The following is a 16,396-nucleotide window of genomic DNA, read 5'->3' as shown; positions in this document are numbered from 1 at the left end:
TCATACTCAATACCTATAATTTCCTTGGCTCGATCTGGATGCTTTTCAATATATTGCAGTGGGTTTGGCATATTAGATAAAATACTATTTTACAGTTTTGCTATCTTTTTTGTCCACAGATTATATTTAGGATTGGTCTATAGCACTTAGAGTCTGTGCAGAACCACCCCCAGCAGAATCTGTAGTCGTTTTTGCTGGCGGCACCATTTCTAATGATTGTACCGATCGATGTGTGCAACCAACAAGGTAATTAATTGATAGTTGATAGTTGATAGTTGATAATTGATAATGTGGATTCTGGCTCCCTCCCCTTGATAAGGGGAGGGCTGGGGTGGGGTAAAGTTACGCGACTAAAATTGACGCAGAAAGCGCAAGTCACTGCCATATAGCTTGCGAATGTCGTCGATCTGATGTAGCACCATTGCGAGACGTTCTACCCCAAAGCCAGCGGCAAATCCACTGTATACTTCTGGATCGTGACCGACTTTGGTAAGTACATTTGGATCTACCATGCCACAACCCATAATTTCTAACCATCTACCTTGCCATTGCACATCGACTTCGGCAGAAGGTTCGGTGAAGGGGAAATAACTAGCGCGGAACCGAATCGGTAACTCCATCCCAAACGCTTGAGTCAAGAATTCTTTGATGGTACCTTTGAGATCGGTAAATGTCAGATCGGGTGCGATCGCGAGGATTTCAATTTGATGAAATACGGCTGAGTGTGTCGCATCGACAGTATCTCGGCGATAACAGCGTCCGGGGGAAATAATCCGCATCGGCGGTTCGTTCTCCTCCATATAATGGATTTGTACCGAAGAAGTGTGGGTACGGAGGAGATTTCCATCGGGTAGATAGAAGGTATCCTGCATGTCCCGCGCGGGATGATCTGGTGGGGTATTCAGAGCCTCGAAGTTGTAGTAATCCGTCTCCATTTCTGGCCCTGTGGCGACGGTGTAGCCCATACCAACAAAAATATCAATCATCCGATCGATCGTCGCATTGATCGGGTGAATCCGTCCCTGCGAACGATACCCACCTGGCATTGTCACATCGAGGGTTTCTGCGGCTAATTGCGCTTGAATTTGAGCAGCTTGGAGATCGGTTTTCGATCGATCGAGTTGTGCCTGAATCGCATCCTTCACCACATTTGCCGCCGCCCCAATCGCGGGACGTTCTTGGGCAGGTAGTTTTCCCATCCCGCCCAAGATCTTCGACACTTCACCTTTTTTGCCGAGATAATCGACTCGTAGTTGCTCCAAGGCTTCTAATGTTTGAGTTTGAGAGATCGCCTCTAGTGCTGTCGCTTGGAGTGTCGCTAGTTGTTGTTCGAGATCGCTCATGAGTATCGCCGTGCCAGATTTTTACAATTAACAGTTATTTGGCACCAGTCCTTTGGCGGAGCCTCTCTTGTGGAGAATCGACAACTGTTCACCAATCTAGATTTTAACCGATCGCGCGGCTCCTCCCGATCGAGCCTTGATGACATTATCCCTTCTCAGTCTCAAATTAGAGATCTAGGGTAGTCAGTGGATGGTAGATGGTGAATAGTGAATAGTGGATCGTCTATTGCTTGGCTGGGCAGGGAGGATGACGAAAATGCAGTACACATTTTAAGTCCAAATCGCCAATGTTAGCTAATCGGTACTAGATGGCAAATTGTCTGGATCGATGCCTTGCGATCTCAAATAAGCTACCAGTTGCTCGGCACGCTGATGCTCTTGCTCGGCACGTTGGCGTTCTTGCTCGGCGCGTTGACGCTCCTGTTCGATCTGCTCTACAGCCCACGGGAGCATCGTTCCCGACTCATCCCACCATCGCAACCAATAACCCGAACGCCCCTCTTTACTACCCCGCCATGTACCTAGAAATAAGTTCATTTCGGCGATCCATTGTCGTCCATCGGCATCGGGTAGCACCAATTCATAGCGATCATTTTGGAGTTGATAAAACTCTAATAACCCACCTTCGGGTTCAAAAATAGCGTAAATCGGTACTCGGAGAATTTGCTCGTAAAAAAACCATTTGCCAGGGGGAAAGGTGCGTTTGACTGAGTATTCGCTGCCATCCACATCGGAGATAAATTCCATCACGAGCGTGGGTAGATCGCCTTCAGCGTGGGGTGTATAGCTTCTCCTAGTAGATTCGATCGGGTTGGCTGCGGCTACATACAACCAATCGGGGGCTTTCACCACAATTTTTTCGTCGATGGTTGCACATAGTCCAAAGTTGGAGAGGATCAGCATCTGCGGCTGAATAAATCCATTTAGTTCCAAGCTTTCGCGTAATGCTCCGGCGAGCAGCGGTTGTCCATCATTGTCCACCGGATCGTCCTCCAATTGAAAATCCTTGGGCAACGGTTCCCAAGTCACGACTAATTCATGGTTGATTCTAGCTGTGCTGAGTTGAGCAATCATGGCTGCTGCCTCGTTTATCTAGTTTGATTTTATCCTGTTCGACGCTCGGTTTGGTTTGATTCTGCGATCGAATTCCCCGACTAAATAACCCAAGTTGCTACCTATACTCAAAGTGGTTAGACTCACATTTTGCACCAATGCGTAGATACTATTGCTGCGATAACCTATGGGTACCCACGAGGGGCACCCCTACAAGTTGTTTGTAGGGGTGCCCCTTGTGGGTACCCTCGGATCTACACTAGCCACGATTTCAATCGTAGGCATTGTTATCGATCTTTACACCACACCCGATCGAGAATTTACTAATTTCGCCGCAAGTTTAATTGCTTCTATCATACTTCTAGCGTCAGCAATCCCCAATCTGGCAATATCAAATGCAGTACCATGATCGGGGGAAGTCCGCACAAATGGTAAACCAATTGTCGTATTGATCGCTCGATCGAATGCCATCAATTTGACAGGAATCAAACCCTGATCGTGATAGAGAGCCAGATAAGCATCTGCGGCTTGTGGATCGGGATGAGTCCCAAACCATGCTTGCCCGGGCTTCACCCACATTGTATCTGGCGGTAATAGTCCGAGCAATTTGTACTGTGGATAAATACTCCGCTCAGTCTCCAACCAACTAGCCAACCAATCTACTTCTTCACACCCTAATTGTCCCCCTTCACCGCTGTGGGGATTTAATCCAGCAATCGCGATCGTCCCCGATTGTAGTCCAAAATCTACCTGCAAACACTCAACCAATAACCCCAATTTGAGGCTGAGTAATGCTGGAGTCAGAGCTTGGGAAACTTGAGTCAGCGGAATATGTGTCGTCGCCAGCAGCGTCCGTAATGTCCAACCAGTGTGGGGAGAAACACCCACAAATAGCATCCCAAAGCGGTCTAGATTCGCCTTGAACGCGAGTAATTCCGTTTGACCTGGAAAATGATGTCCCGCTGCTAACCAAGCCGATTTAGCGATGGGTGCAGTGACGATCGCTTCAAACTCACCCGCAAGTGTTCGATCGATCGCCAGCTCCAGGTATTCAAAACTCGCCGCACCACTCGCCGCATTACCCTGTCCGACTTTTACGCCGTCGCGAATTGCTTGGGTAAGTGGCACATCGATAATATTTAAGTCAGCCGGATTTGCCAACTCAATTGCGGCGGGGATTTGCTGGCGTAAATGCTGATAACGATCGATTAATAATTCTACATTAGCGACTAGGGTAAGATCGTAATCTGCTAAAGCTCGATCGCCCAGAGCTTTGAGCACAACTTCTGTCCCAATCCCTGCCGGATCGCCTAATGCAATAACTAGTCTAGGTTTGCTCATGATTTAACATCTGGTGCTTCAAGCTGAGATCGGGCCAGTCGCGACGAAGAAGAGCATAGAGATCGTGGTCTACGTATCGATCGTAGAGCCATTCTGCATCACGAGCGATACCTTCATGCGTAAAACCTAGTCTCAGGGGAATAGCGCGGCTGCGCTCATTTTCAGTAGCGCAGGTAATTACCACTCGATTGAGGTTAAGGATCGTGAAGGCATAATTGATGAGGCTGCGACAGGAAGCCGTCATAATTCCTTGACCTTGATGAGATGGTACCAACCAATAACCAATATAACCGAGCCGATTGTGCCGATCGATCCGGTTAAACCCGATCGTGCCAACAATACTGCGATTGTAACAAATAGCGGCAACAAAGCCCTGGCGATCGGTAAACTGTTCGAGCATAGATTCGATAAAATTGCGCGTATTGGCAACATCGTTTATCGAGTCCAGCCACGGTAGCCATTGGCGGAGATGAGTACGATTTACATTTGTCAGTGCAAACAGCTCTTGAGCATCAGCAGTCTGAAGCAAGCGCAGCTCGTGTCGATCGCTCAATCGATAATAAAACATAGATACTCGCTCCCTCCCCGTATCGGGGACTAGGGTGGTGGAAAGATCTCCGCAGCGTCAAACAGACTTGTCTATCCACCGCAGCAAAGCAGAGGGGGGAATTCTACTCAATCATTTGAAAGTATTGCCAATCGCTGACGAGCGGTACCGATCGCCTACTCCCGATAACTGTTACGATACACTAGACAATCCCCATAGTTTTGGGCACCATAAATTTATCATTTAATTATTTAAGGAGCACTTCAGTCATGGCTGGCGAAATTTTTAATGCGGCAATTTTATCTTCAAGCTTGATTCTAGTGGGTCTGAGCTTGGGATTCCTGTTTCTCAAAATTCAAGGCCCAGAAGAAGAATAATTTTAGTGTGGGGTGTCGGCGATAAGATTGGCTCCCCTGCCCTTGTAAATTTTTGTTAACAAACATGAGAGTTTTCTGCTAATATTTTAAAAAATAGCTTTAATCGTCTTTAATTATTCTTTATAAATGACATTATTAATTGTTAGTGCCACAGGTACCCTGGGTAGACAGATCGCACGACGCGCTTTGGATGAAGGCTACAAAGTTCGCTGTCTGGTGAGAAATCCGCGCAAGGCGACTTTTCTCAAAGAGTGGGGAGCCGAGTTGGTGGTTGGTAATATCTGCACTCCTAGTACTCTGGCACCTGCATTAGAAGGTGTGACGGCAGTAATTGACGCTGCAACCGCACGGGCAGCGGATATATCCAGTTTCGAGCGAGTTGATTGGAACGGCACTGTTAATCTGATTCAAGCTGCTGTCACAGCTAAGATCGATCGGTTTATCTATTTCTCGATTCTGGGAGCGGAAGACTATCCTGATGTACCGCTGATGGAAATCAAAAGATGTGCCGAACTATTTTTGAAGGAATCTGGACTAAATTACACAATTCTCCGTCCTTGCGGATTTATGCAAGGGTTGGTTAGTCAATTTGCGATTCCGATTTTAGAAGGGCAGCCCGTGTGGTTAACAGGTGATTCTTCACCGATTGCCTATATGGATACCCAAGACATCGCTAAATTTGCGATTCGCGCCTTGTCTGTACCAGAAACAGGCAACCGGAGCTTTCCGATTGCTGGGAGCCGCGCTTGGACTGGGAAAGAAATTATTAGTCTGTGCGAACGTCAGTCGGGTAAAGATGCCAAAGTCACCACTTTACCAATTGGGGTGATTCGGGCGATCCGCCAAACATTTCGCTTTTTTGAGTGGAGTTGGAATGCTGCCGACAGATTAGCCTTTACTGAAGTATTGGCGACTGGGAAACCACTCACCGCAGGCATGGACGAAGTATATCAGGTCTTTGGGATCGAGCCGAAGGAAATCGGCACAGTAGATGCTTACTTGCAAGAATACTTCAGTCGGATTCTCCGCAAGCTCAAGGAATTAGACTACGAGAAGAACAAGCAAAAAGAAGCCCAATCAGCAAAACAGAAAAAGAAAAAAATGATGTATTAGAGCTTGGGGTGAGATGTTGTCTGGCATACCCACCCCAAACAGAACTAATTCGATGCGGCGAGTATGCGATAATTATGAGAATATCTGGTAATCTAATGTTCGATCGCGCTGGGTTCTCATCTTCCAAGGGTTGTGCCAATGGGATTGCCTAGAGCATCAAATCCGATCGATCGATTAGAAAGTTGTACCCTGAGAAAATTTGAAGTAGGACTGCATCCGTGCCAAAAGTAGGCATTATTTACAATGAGGGTAAACCAGTTGCTTGTCGGATTGCCCAAGAAATCAATGACAAGTTAACAGCCTTGGGCTGGGAAGTTTGTGCCGCCGCAGCCAAAGGTGGCATATTGGGTTATTGTCACGACGATCGACCGATTACTTATCGCCCGATTGATTCTCTATGCCCCCCTGGATTTGATGCGGACGTAGATTTTGCGATCGTCTTGGGTGGAGATGGGACGGTTTTAGCCGCGTTTCGGCAGGTTGCGCCGTGCGGGATTCCCCTGCTGACGGTAAATACCGGACACATGGGTTTTCTGACGGAAACCTATATCAACCAGTTGCCAGAAGCGATCGAAAGAGCGATTGCTGGTGATTATCAAGTTGAAAATCGGGCGATGTTGACAGTCCAAGTCTGGGAAGGCGATCGACTATTATGGGAAGCATTGTGTCTCAATGAAATGGTGATTCATCGCGAACCACTCACGAGCATGTGCCACTTTGAAGTCACAGTTGGGAGACACGCACCTGTAGATATTGCCGCTGATGGCGTGATTTTGTCCACTCCCACAGGTTCTACTGCCTATTCGCTCAGTGCTGGTGGTCCCGTTGTCGCGCCTGGGGTAGATGCACTCCAACTAGTACCCATTTGCCCTCATTCCCTAGCCTCGCGCGCGCTTGTCTTCTCCGACACCGAACCCGTAACTGTCAACTCAGCCAACCCCAATCGACTAGTAATGGTAGTAGATGGCAATGGTGGCTGTTATATCCTCCCCGAATTTACCGTCAAGATCGCCAGATCGCCCTATCCAGCCAAGTTTATCAGGCTACAACGTCCAGAATACTTCAAGGTTTTGCGGGAGAAGCTAGGATGGGGACTACCACACATCGCGAAACCAACTTCGGTAGAGTTGCCTTGAAAATTGACAGTTGAATTTTTAAGACCAGAAATCAGCCTCGATTCAGGGTTTAATATCTATTTCCGATCCCCAATCACCCAAGATTATGGCAGAAAATACCCCGATTATTTTAGTAGAAAATGATGCCGCATTGGCTGAGAGAATGAGTCTCGATCTTACCAAGGCTGGTTATCAAGTGGCGATCGCTGAGAATGCCAGAGTGGGATTGGAGCAAGCTAAAAAACTGCATCCATCACTGATTGCGATCGATCGAGCTTTACCTGGAGACTCAGCACTGACACTAGTACCCCAACTGCGCGAACTGGGTTGTGTCGCCCCAATTTTATTATTAATGTCGCATGACTCGATCGCCGATCGGATTATTTGTCTAGAATCTGGAGCGGACGACTACTTCCTCAAACCATACCACGCGCCCAATTTTCTGCACACGATCGGGCTATATCTACATTCAAATGTCAACGCGGGGGAACAATTACGGTTTGGCGATCTCGTCTTAGATTTAGTCACTCACCGCGTCTTCCGAGGTGAGCAAGCGATCGAACTAACAGTAAAAGAGTTTGAACTCCTCCGCTACCTGATCTCTCATCCCGAAACCGAACTTACCAGAGAACAAATTTTGGAAAATGTCTGGGGATATGATTTCCTCGGCGAATCCAATGTGATCGAGGTATATGTCCGCTATCTCCGACTCAAATTAGAAAAAGATGGCGGTAAGCGGCTAATTCAAACAGTCCGTGGGGTAGGCTACGTACTTCGCGACTAGAGCAAAAAACTTTAATCAAGTATCACTCGCTCCAGATCCACTCTATCCAAGTCCCCAATTCCCCCAGTTCCCCATCGAAATAGTGAATCAAAACTACCTCAAATTTGGAATAGCTTATGGAATAGTCGGGATCTTGTTGCTCGGCTGTTCTTTACCAGTTCAGTCCGCACCACCAACTCAACCAAAAACACCACCACAGTCTGTGTTAGATCCGATCGCTCCACGAGGGCAAAAACTGCCTGTAAGTGCCCAAGTTACGATTAGTGGTCAAACTATCCTACTAGAGGTCGCCCGCACCTCTGAGGAGCAATCTACGGGGTTAATGTATCGGACGCAGCTAGCCGCCGATCGAGGAATGCTATTTGTCTTTTCCCCACCACGTTCGGTTGGCTTTTGGATGAAAAATACACTTATCCCACTAGATATGGTGTTTGTGTCGAATGGGGTAGTTAAATATATCAGCAAGCAAGTCCCGCCTTGCACGGCAGATCCTTGTCCGAGTTACGGCCCAGAGTCAAATACTGTCATTGATGGGGTAGTGGAATTGCGTAGCGGTAGAGCCGCAGAACTGCGTCTGAAGGTCGGCGATCGGGTAGAAATTCGTAATTACTCAGCCAAAAGGCTTAAATAAGCTGAGTTTTAGCTAGAAATGTCAATAGCGGTGTTATAATCCATTTCTAATAATAAGAATACCAAGATTTACTGACATTTCGATCGAAACTTTAACAAAACCCCGTGTTTATACGGATTTCAAACGGCTGTTAACAGAGTTAAATATTTGTAACTGCCGCTATTCAATTTCCCCATTTGGGAATTGAAATTGAAATTTATACTACCAGAAAAATTAGCAATTTAAACTAGTCATCACCTTCGTCTGGACACAGGAGTTACTGCCGTCATTTTTACAGTGATTTCTCGATCGAGCGGTGATTAAAAAGATCGCTAAATTAAAGTTTAATTTGAATTTATCTGTAATCTAGATTGATACTGGTGAAGATCTAGATTAATATTTGCCGTCGTTAGTCTTCTATTACAGACGATTAAGTCGGTGCAGATTTCCTTCTCTTTAAATAAATACTTTTTTAACATTTAGCCGGAGGTACGGCCATGATCGCATCTACCCATTTAACAAAATTAATTCGATTCTTACAAGATGATTTAGCTATTTCGGCTTCATCGATGGCGATCGCGCTCAAACAAGTAGAACACAATCCCGGCCCATTGCCGATGATTCTGTGGCAATACGGACTAGTGACGATCGAACAACTCGATCGGATCTACGATTGGATGGAAACTCCTTAGGATTAGTCGATCGTTGAGAGTTGACACTTCGGCTACGCTCAGTGCAAGCAGTTGATAGTTGCGGAGATTTTCGCTAGATCGAGGGAGACGGGGAAGTTTTAGGATGAATAACCGTAGCCCAGAGGGTGAGCATTGCCCACCCGCTAGATTTTGGGAGCAGAGCCTAAAATTCAAACTTTAACTAGGAGCTTTTTGCTTGGTTTTCAAAAATGGATCGACCTCAAACCCCCATTCTTCGTGCTATATTTGGCAGATTTACGCTGCGATTAATCTAGCCAGGAGTGGGATATCGACATAGGTTGAGCCTTGAGTATCGCCTTGGATGATTTGACAAGGACGATCGGGTTCGCCGAGATCGGATAATACTAGTTTGGCGCGATCGAAAGTATGATTTTGAGTGTAGTCATTGATCGTGACGATCGTCATGATGCCAGCAGCGATCGCTGAAATTAGACCATTCTCAGAATCTTCAAACGCTAGACAATCGGCTGCTGGCAAATTCATCTGCTCCAGTACATAGTCATAGATATCTGAGGCTGGTTTCTTTGTGGGGACGATATCACCAGCAGCAATGACTTCAAACCAGTTAGAGTCGATATTGTTTGCTAATAGAGCAAAGACATTTTCAGGGGTAGTAGTTGTGGAGATCGCCAGTCGGAGATTGGCAGCTCTAGCATCCTCTAGCAGCCGCTTGACTCCAGGACGGAGCGGAATTCCACCCTGCTCTAATAATTGAGCGTAATATTGATTTTTAGCCTTGTGGAGGTCAGCAATAGTTTGGTCGTTCATCCGCACATCGGGACGATAAGTGTCTAGATAAAAGCGCATCCGCTCCTTCCCACCAGTGACAGCCAATAACTTGCCATACAACTCGATCGACCAATCCCAGTCCAGCCCAGCATTTACAAATGCTTGATTGAAGGCGACTCGATGTCCATCGCGCTCGGTATCAGCCAAAGTACCATCGACATCAAAAATTAATGCTTGTAGTGCACCCATCCCATTACCTTCTTAGCTTCACGCACAAATCTACTGTATTAGTGATGTTATCACGCACAAGATTGGAATGGGATTTTGACATTCCTAGCCAGTCGGGACAATTCATCGATTATCCCTACTGACTTTCGCAGGAAGTCTAGTGGTTAGTCTCATGCCGCTCACGCCGATCGGGATCGAACCATTATAATAATAAAAGAGCAAGCTGCGATAAATATCGATGCTCCGCCATCTGTGGCAAGTGATGGTCATCAGTAATAGTTCATTTCAAAACGCGATCGCAACCAGAGACTATGGCACAACTCGAAACTAGAACCGAACCGATGGTGCTGAACATGGGGCCGCACCACCCATCGATGCACGGGGTCATGCGGCTGATTGTCACGCTCGACGGTGAAGATGTTGTCGATTGCGAACCCGTAATCGGCTATCTCCATCGTGGGATGGAAAAAATCGCCGAAAACCGTACCAACATCATGTATGTGCCCTACGTCAGCCGTTGGGACTACGCAGCAGGGATGTTCAATGAAGCGGTCACAGTCAATGCTGTCGAAAAATTAGCAAATATTCCCGTTCCCAAACGTGCGAGTCATATCCGCGTGATCATGCTGGAACTCAATCGGATTGCTAACCATTTGCTCTGGCTCGGCCCATTCATGGCGGATGTCGGCGCACAGACTCCCTTTTTCTACATCTTCCGCGAACGGGAGATGATTTATGACCTGTGGGAAGCAGCTACTGGCTATCGGATGATCAATAACAACTATTTCCGCATCGGCGGAGTAGCGGTAGATCTACCCTATGGCTGGATCGACAAATGTATTGACTTCTGCGATTACTTCGACCCAAAAGTGGACGAATACGAGAAATTAATCACCAATAACCCGATCTTCCGTCGTCGGGTCGAAGGTGTCGGGACGATTAGCCGCGATGAGGCGATTAATTGGGGGTTGTCTGGCCCGATGTTGCGTGGTTCTGGCGTCAAGTGGGATCTACGCAAGGTTGATAGCTATGAGTGCTATGACGACTTTGACTGGGATATCCACTATGAGACTGCTGGTGACTGTCTAGCGCGATATTTCGTGCGGATTCGGGAGATGCGGGAGTCTGTGAAGATTCTCCGTCAAGCTATCGCAGCTCTCCCTGGCGGTGCTTATGAAAATCTCGAAGCCAAACGCCTAGCCGCAGGGCCAAAATCCGAGTGGGATGGGATGGATTATCAATACATCACCAAGAAAGTCGCCCCGACATTTAAGATTCCCAAAGGTGAAAATTACGTCCGCATTGAAAGTGGTAAGGGTGAGCTAGGGATCTTTATCATGGGTGAAGATAATATCTTCCCTTGGCGGTGGAAAATTCGTTCTGCTGACTTTAATAATCTGCCAATTTTACCGCACCTCTTACGCGGGGTAAAGGTCGCAGATATCGTGACGATTTTGGGTAGTGTAGATATTATTATGGGTTCTGTCGATCGCTAAGTTCGCACAGTTATACTAGTTTATCGATCGACTAATCCTCAGCTAATTTGGATTGCTCGATCGATTCTGCTTTTAAACTTAATAAACCAGAGAATACGCAAATGATAATCTCAGGGCACGATTTTTAAACTTTACTTTGTAATAGCGCGAACAACTTTCAACTAACTCAATGTTACCTACAGTTATTTTACCTGGCTACCTCGAAAGTGCGGATGTTTATCTACCACTTCAGCAAGCTCTAACCGCACTTGGTACGCCCACGACAACGGTACCACTGAGGAAAAGAGATTGGCTACCGACACTCGGCGGTCGATCGATGATCCCTATTTTGCGACAACTCGATCGAACTGTCAATGCAGCTTTAGCAGATAACCAAGCTAAACAACTTAATTTGATCGGACATTCAGCAGGTGGGTGGATTAGTCGGATCTATATTGGCGAAATACCCTATATAATTCATGGCGATGTCGATGAATCTACCAAGCTATGGAATGCTAAATCTAAAGTTGCCAACCTAATTACTTTGGGAACTCCTCACATTAGCGGCGAACGATGGACAAAGAAAAACCTCGATTTTGTTAACGATAATTATCCTGGTGCGATGTATGCAGATCTACAATATATCTGTGTTGCAGGTAAGTCGATCTATGGTGAAAAAAAGTTCGGTCAATGGTTAGCTTATAGTAGCTATCAACAGACTTGTGGGGAGGGAAATACTTGGGGTGATGGGATTACGGCAATTGCTGCGGCTCATTTAGCAGGTGCAACTAATATTACGATTGAAGGGGTCAAACATTCACCTCGGAGTCCAGGTATTTGGTATGGTTCACCGGAAGTTCTCGATCGATGGGCTAAATATTTGCTCTAGGACAGATAAACTAAGAGGGTGAATCCTTTTTTTGTCAGCTATAATGGTCGAATTACCGAGCTATAGTCAGAGGTGAAGTAATGTTAGTCGCGATCGATACAGGTGAACAGAGAACCTTTCTGCAAGGCATCAGTTGGAATCTCTACGAAAATCTCTTGACAGAAATCGGCGATGGTGGAAAAGCGCGATTGAGTTATCATCGAGGAGATTTGGAATTTATGACTCCGCTACCATCACATGAAAACTATAATCGTCAGATCGATCGAGCGATTGTTGTTTTGGCAGAAGAACTGGATCTAGACTACAATCTGTTTGGCTCGATGACGATTAAACGACAAGATCTCGAAGCTGGGAAAGAACCAGATTCTTGTTACTACATAGCTAATGAACTAGCAGTTCGCGGGAAAGTTAAGTTAGATTTCGATCGAGATCCACCACCCGATTTAGCATTAGAAATTGATATTACTAGTAGTTCGCTCAATCAACTTGCTTTGTACGCGACATTGGGAGTTGGTGAAGTGTGGCGATATGATGGAGCAGCCTTAATCTTCTACCAGCTACAATCGGGTAAATATGCGATCGTCGATAGATCTTCCACGTTCCCAATTTTAGCACCCGAGCGAGTAGTCGAATTCCTGACAGATTGCCAAACAGATGGTGTAAATCAGGCGGTGAAAATTTTGCGGAAATGGATTCAAGCAAATCGCTGAGAGCGAGTTTGGATCGATTGTCTGGTAAATACACGAGCCACACCATCAAATCTTGTGGAGTCTCGCTCGTTGGTGCAATATCTCCAAAGGATAGGCTCTTGGGAGCGAATATGCTTTGCGGAATCGAGTGGTTAATGTTATAACAGTCGTACGATCCAGCACAAATTACGTCTAGCTGGTTTTTAAAAAATGCACAGTTTACTAGATCGGTGTCGCTACACCCTCAACCTGAATGGCTCTACTCGGCGAGAGTCACAGATCGATCTATCCCAACTCGTAGCTTCAATTTCTCGCCGCAGCCGAAGACGTTAATTTAATTTGGCATCGGCGTGCAGATCGTAGCAAAAGATCGAACGCAGAATGATTTCTAGCGTTAGTATTGTTATTTAATGAATATTTAGGAGTATTTTGATGAGTTTAGATACCGTGGTTGCGCCGAAGATTCATCCTGAATTGTTGTCGGCTTTTAGTCAGGATGAGTTTAATAGTCATGTAATGACGACTTATGGACGGTTCAATCTAGCCTTGATTAAGGGCGAGGGTTGTACTGTCTGGGATACAGAGGGTAAGGCTTATCTGGACTTTGTGGCGGGGATTGCTACTTGTACGCTGGGACATGCACATCCGGCGGTAATCGAAGCGGTGATGGCGCAGATTAATACACTGACTCATGTGTCCAACCTCTATTATGTGCCCGTGCAGGGTGAGTTGGCGAAGTGGTTGGTTGACCATTCTTGTGCCGATCGAGTATTCTTCTGTAATTCTGGGGCAGAAGCTAATGAGGGGGCGATCAAATTAGCACGGAAATACGCTCACACGGTCTTGGGCATTGCCGAGCCGATAATTTTGACTGCACAGGCTAGTTTTCACGGACGGACGTTGGCGACGGTGACAGCTACCGGACAGCCTAAGTATCACAAGAATTTCGCGCCATTGATTCCTGGGTTCCAGTATGTACCCTACAATGATTTTGCCGCGATCGAGTCAACAGTTGCCGAGTTAGATGGACGGGTAGCCGCAATTATGCTCGAACCGTTGCAAGGTGAAGGCGGGGTGAATCCTGGGCAAATCGCGTATTTCCAACAAGTGCGGAAACTCTGTGATGAGAAGGGGATCTTACTAATCCTCGACGAGGTACAAGTAGGAATGGGACGTTCGGGGAAATATTGGGGGTATGAGCAATTAGGAATCGAGCCGGATATTTTCACGAGTGCGAAGGGTTTAGGCGGTGGGATTCCCATTGGCGCGACGCTGTGCAAGGAATCTTGTAATGTGTTCCAGCCTGGAGATCATGCGAGTACCTATGGCGGTAATCCATTTGTGTGTGCGGTGGCTCTAGCTGTCTGTCAAACATTGGAACGGGAAAATATCCTCGCCAATGTCCAAGCACGCGGCGCACAATTACGAGCTGGCTTACAACAGTTAGCCGCCAAATATCCCGATATCTCCGAAGTTCGGGGTTGGGGTTTAATTAATGGTTTGGAGTTGCAAGCTGAGAGTAAAATTAATGCGATCGATCTGGTTAAAGCAGCGATGGAATTAGGTTTATTATTAGTTCCTGCGGGTGTGAAAGTTGTCCGATTCGTACCACCATTAATTGTTTCAGCAGCGGAGATCGATCGAGCTGTAAGTATACTCGATCGGGTTTTGGCAGCAATGTAGTAAATTAGAGTGGGTAATTCCCACTCTAATTCAAACAAATAGGTCGGATCGATCGACTGTAAAAAGAAGATCTACCCGACTCATAAATTTTAGAGCAAAATGTTTAGATCGGAACTCCATAATTACTATACTCGCAGTCATGCTAGAGTTTTAGGCTGTTTAAATAGTGGTGAGATTACAGTAATTTTAGCTCCAGGACATGGAATATTTTTACCAGCACGGATACCTGTAGGTTTGATTCCTATCGATCTAAGAATGCCAAATAGTGAGTTTGATATCTTGATGAAATTTCCTGGAGGAGAGAGAATTCGGGCTTTGCGAAAAGATGAGGCTTGTCTAGAAATAGATCGAAACCGTTCGATATAAAGGCGTGGATGTAACAGTGATGGTCAGAAAAATTGACGTATAATTGTTATTATCCGTAGTTGAAAAGAGGTCAACCAGATGACAATTGGAGAGCTTCGCTACAGTAAAGAAGAATTTGCACGACGAGGGAATGAAATTTACGAAACTCAGATCCGTCCTCAAGTTGAAGATGGGAATCATGGTAAAATTGTCGCGATTGATATCGAGACAGGAGCCTTTGAGCTAGCAAAGGATACGATGATTGCTGCCGATCGATTACTCGTACGGTACCCAGATGCTCAAATCTGGCTGCTTCGGATTGGGTACAAAGGTGTTCATCGCTTTTGACTAGTGCGACTGCTGTAATTTTATGATGCACGGAATTGTCGATCTAAACTGTGATTTGAGTCAGTAAACCAGTTCCGCTCCAAGTAATTTCTCTTTGTTAAAGATATCTACTAATAGTCGATCGAACTTATATCTGCTCAAATCCAAAGATCGTCTGTTAGCAAGTTATAATTCCGACTTTCATAAAACTCAGTAAAGTCTTTATTGTCAGAAGCAGGAAATTCAGCAATAATTTGCTCTTTCAATGTTAGCAATATACGATCGCCAATATCTACCCCGAATGAGCCGCGCAAAGCTTTCTCGTACCATCCCTTGAGATTGCTTTCAGTAATAATACTCTGAATTTTAGCTTTCCAGCCAATTTGATTGAGCAATGAAATGATTAATGATTGTTCGCTGTCTCGGCAGACAATCACAATTCTGTCTGCGGTAACTGAACCGACAATATTTTCGGCTAATTCGGGAGTTAAAGATAGGTGCTTAATTTGGATTGCCATCCCAAAATTAGCATACATATCCAATCCACGATCCGCAGCATTTGTTACACCAACTCGATAAATCTTAGCTGGTAAATTTAATAAGTAATTATCTGGAGTAAGTCCAATAACCATTTCGGCAAAATCAGCAAACTCTTCTAGCAATCTCACTTTTTCTTCATTAATGCCGATCGTAATCGTAACTTCTAAAGCCTCAACCAACACCGAAAATAAAGCATAAACTACAATCTCATAAACCTTGTCGATACTTCTCCTTAATCCTGGCTCATTCCAAAACAGATCGATAAAGTCTTGAATTTCAAATTCCTCTAGCTCGTGGCGATCGCAATATTGTAATGCAGAGGACAGTTGAGTAAAGCGTTCGGCAAATCGGCGGTAAATAGGGCTTGCTGAATTAGTCCCTGATGCTGTTCTAAAGACTGAACTCCTTGCTAAAAAATGGTTTTGTTGCAAATATTCTCACTCGATCGCCAGATTCAAGCGATCGAGTGCAAGGGTTTTGAGCCTTTCAACGTCA

The 16,396-nt window shown here is 45.7% G+C and carries 19 protein-coding genes; 13 read left to right on the top strand and 6 right to left on the bottom strand.

The annotated features are described in order from the left end of the window. Positions 1-350: 350 nt before the first annotated feature. The 4 genes from pheS to ACEW9J_RS19235 form a co-directional block, all read right to left on the bottom strand. On the bottom strand, positions 351-1,343 hold the full coding sequence (gene pheS / locus ACEW9J_RS19250) for a phenylalanine--tRNA ligase subunit alpha (protein WP_373546710.1): 993 nt from the start codon (positions 1,341-1,343) through the stop codon (positions 351-353). A 294-nt stretch (positions 1,344-1,637) separates the two neighbouring features. Further along, entirely contained in the window at positions 1,638-2,417 is a 780-nt protein-coding gene (locus ACEW9J_RS19245; RefSeq protein ID WP_373546709.1) for a Uma2 family endonuclease, read from the bottom strand. Positions 2,418-2,693: 276 nt separating this feature from the next. Next, the gene (gene pdxA, locus ACEW9J_RS19240; protein ID WP_373546708.1) at positions 2,694-3,737 is read right to left on the bottom strand and encodes a 4-hydroxythreonine-4-phosphate dehydrogenase PdxA; all 1,044 of its coding nucleotides are present in this window, start codon (positions 3,735-3,737) and stop codon (positions 2,694-2,696) included. Further along, positions 3,724-4,305 (bottom strand): GNAT family N-acetyltransferase, encoded by a 582-nt coding sequence (locus ACEW9J_RS19235; protein WP_373546707.1) that lies wholly within the window; start codon positions 4,303-4,305, stop codon positions 3,724-3,726. Before ACEW9J_RS19235 ends, pdxA begins: the two co-directional genes overlap by 14 nt. A gap of 37 nt (positions 4,306-4,342) precedes the next feature. Here ACEW9J_RS19235 and ACEW9J_RS19230 point away from each other — a divergent pair, with 37 nt between their 5' ends. The 7 genes from ACEW9J_RS19230 to ACEW9J_RS19200 all read left to right on the top strand — a co-directional run bounded on the left by ACEW9J_RS19230 (position 4,343) and on the right by ACEW9J_RS19200 (position 8,975). Continuing rightward, a complete protein-coding gene (locus tag ACEW9J_RS19230; RefSeq protein ID WP_373546706.1) occupies positions 4,343-4,531 on the top strand; it encodes a hypothetical protein in 189 nt (62 codons plus the stop codon). A 22-nt stretch (positions 4,532-4,553) separates the two neighbouring features. Next, positions 4,554-4,661: a PetM family cytochrome b6-f complex subunit 7 gene (locus ACEW9J_RS19225; protein WP_309736810.1), complete on the top strand. Its 108-nt coding sequence runs from the start codon at positions 4,554-4,556 to the stop codon at positions 4,659-4,661. Between the two features lie 126 nt (positions 4,662-4,787). Beyond that, a complete protein-coding gene (locus ACEW9J_RS19220; protein ID WP_373546705.1) occupies positions 4,788-5,774 on the top strand; it encodes an SDR family oxidoreductase in 987 nt (328 codons plus the stop codon). Between the two features lie 218 nt (positions 5,775-5,992). Then, complete coding sequence (locus ACEW9J_RS19215) at positions 5,993-6,910, top strand: NAD(+) kinase (RefSeq protein ID WP_373546704.1); 918 nt, start codon at positions 5,993-5,995, stop codon at positions 6,908-6,910. A gap of 85 nt (positions 6,911-6,995) precedes the next feature. Further along, positions 6,996-7,673, top strand: a complete 678-nt coding sequence (nblR, locus tag ACEW9J_RS19210) for a response regulator transcription factor NblR (protein WP_373546703.1) — start codon at positions 6,996-6,998, stop codon at positions 7,671-7,673. A gap of 82 nt (positions 7,674-7,755) precedes the next feature. After that, positions 7,756-8,304, top strand: a complete 549-nt coding sequence (locus ACEW9J_RS19205) for a DUF192 domain-containing protein (RefSeq protein WP_373546702.1) — start codon at positions 7,756-7,758, stop codon at positions 8,302-8,304. 476 nt (positions 8,305-8,780) lie between these two features. After that, positions 8,781-8,975, top strand: a complete 195-nt coding sequence (locus ACEW9J_RS19200) for a DUF2949 domain-containing protein (protein WP_373546701.1) — start codon at positions 8,781-8,783, stop codon at positions 8,973-8,975. Positions 8,976-9,230: 255 nt separating this feature from the next. On the opposite strand, the gene ACEW9J_RS19195 is transcribed toward ACEW9J_RS19200, so the two are convergent. Further along, entirely contained in the window at positions 9,231-9,974 is a 744-nt protein-coding gene (locus ACEW9J_RS19195; protein WP_373546700.1) for an HAD family hydrolase, read from the bottom strand. 290 nt (positions 9,975-10,264) lie between these two features. Between ACEW9J_RS19195 and ACEW9J_RS19190 the strand changes: the two genes are divergently transcribed. The 6 genes from ACEW9J_RS19190 (at position 10,265) to ACEW9J_RS19165 (ending at position 15,382) form a co-directional block, all read left to right on the top strand. Further along, positions 10,265-11,449, top strand: a complete 1,185-nt coding sequence (locus ACEW9J_RS19190) for a photosynthetic/respiratory NAD(P)H-quinone oxidoreductase subunit H (RefSeq protein ID WP_373546699.1) — start codon at positions 10,265-10,267, stop codon at positions 11,447-11,449. Between the two features lie 169 nt (positions 11,450-11,618). Continuing rightward, entirely contained in the window at positions 11,619-12,317 is a 699-nt protein-coding gene (locus ACEW9J_RS19185) for an esterase/lipase family protein (protein WP_373546698.1), read from the top strand. Positions 12,318-12,397: 80 nt separating this feature from the next. Continuing rightward, positions 12,398-13,027 (top strand): Uma2 family endonuclease, encoded by a 630-nt coding sequence (locus tag ACEW9J_RS19180; RefSeq protein WP_373546697.1) that lies wholly within the window; start codon positions 12,398-12,400, stop codon positions 13,025-13,027. Positions 13,028-13,438: 411 nt separating this feature from the next. Next, positions 13,439-14,689 (top strand): aspartate aminotransferase family protein, encoded by a 1,251-nt coding sequence (locus ACEW9J_RS19175; protein WP_373546696.1) that lies wholly within the window; start codon positions 13,439-13,441, stop codon positions 14,687-14,689. Positions 14,690-14,788: 99 nt separating this feature from the next. Then, positions 14,789-15,055, top strand: coding sequence for a hypothetical protein (locus ACEW9J_RS19170; protein ID WP_373546695.1), 267 nt, complete (start codon positions 14,789-14,791; stop codon positions 15,053-15,055). 78 nt (positions 15,056-15,133) lie between these two features. Then, the gene (locus ACEW9J_RS19165) at positions 15,134-15,382 is read left to right on the top strand and encodes a hypothetical protein (RefSeq protein ID WP_373546694.1); all 249 of its coding nucleotides are present in this window, start codon (positions 15,134-15,136) and stop codon (positions 15,380-15,382) included. Positions 15,383-15,519: 137 nt separating this feature from the next. Here ACEW9J_RS19165 and ACEW9J_RS19160 read toward each other — a convergent pair whose 3' ends face one another. Continuing rightward, entirely contained in the window at positions 15,520-16,332 is an 813-nt protein-coding gene (locus tag ACEW9J_RS19160) for a HaeII family restriction endonuclease (RefSeq protein WP_373546693.1), read from the bottom strand. Between the last annotated feature and the right edge of the window lie 64 nt (positions 16,333-16,396).

The sequence above is a fragment of the Chamaesiphon sp. genome, from assembly GCF_041737865.1.
GTDB lineage: Bacteria > Cyanobacteriota > Cyanobacteriia > Cyanobacteriales > Chamaesiphonaceae > Chamaesiphon.
The sequence above is the reverse complement of the archived record's forward strand: the minus strand, read 5'-3'. Positions and strand labels throughout refer to the sequence as shown.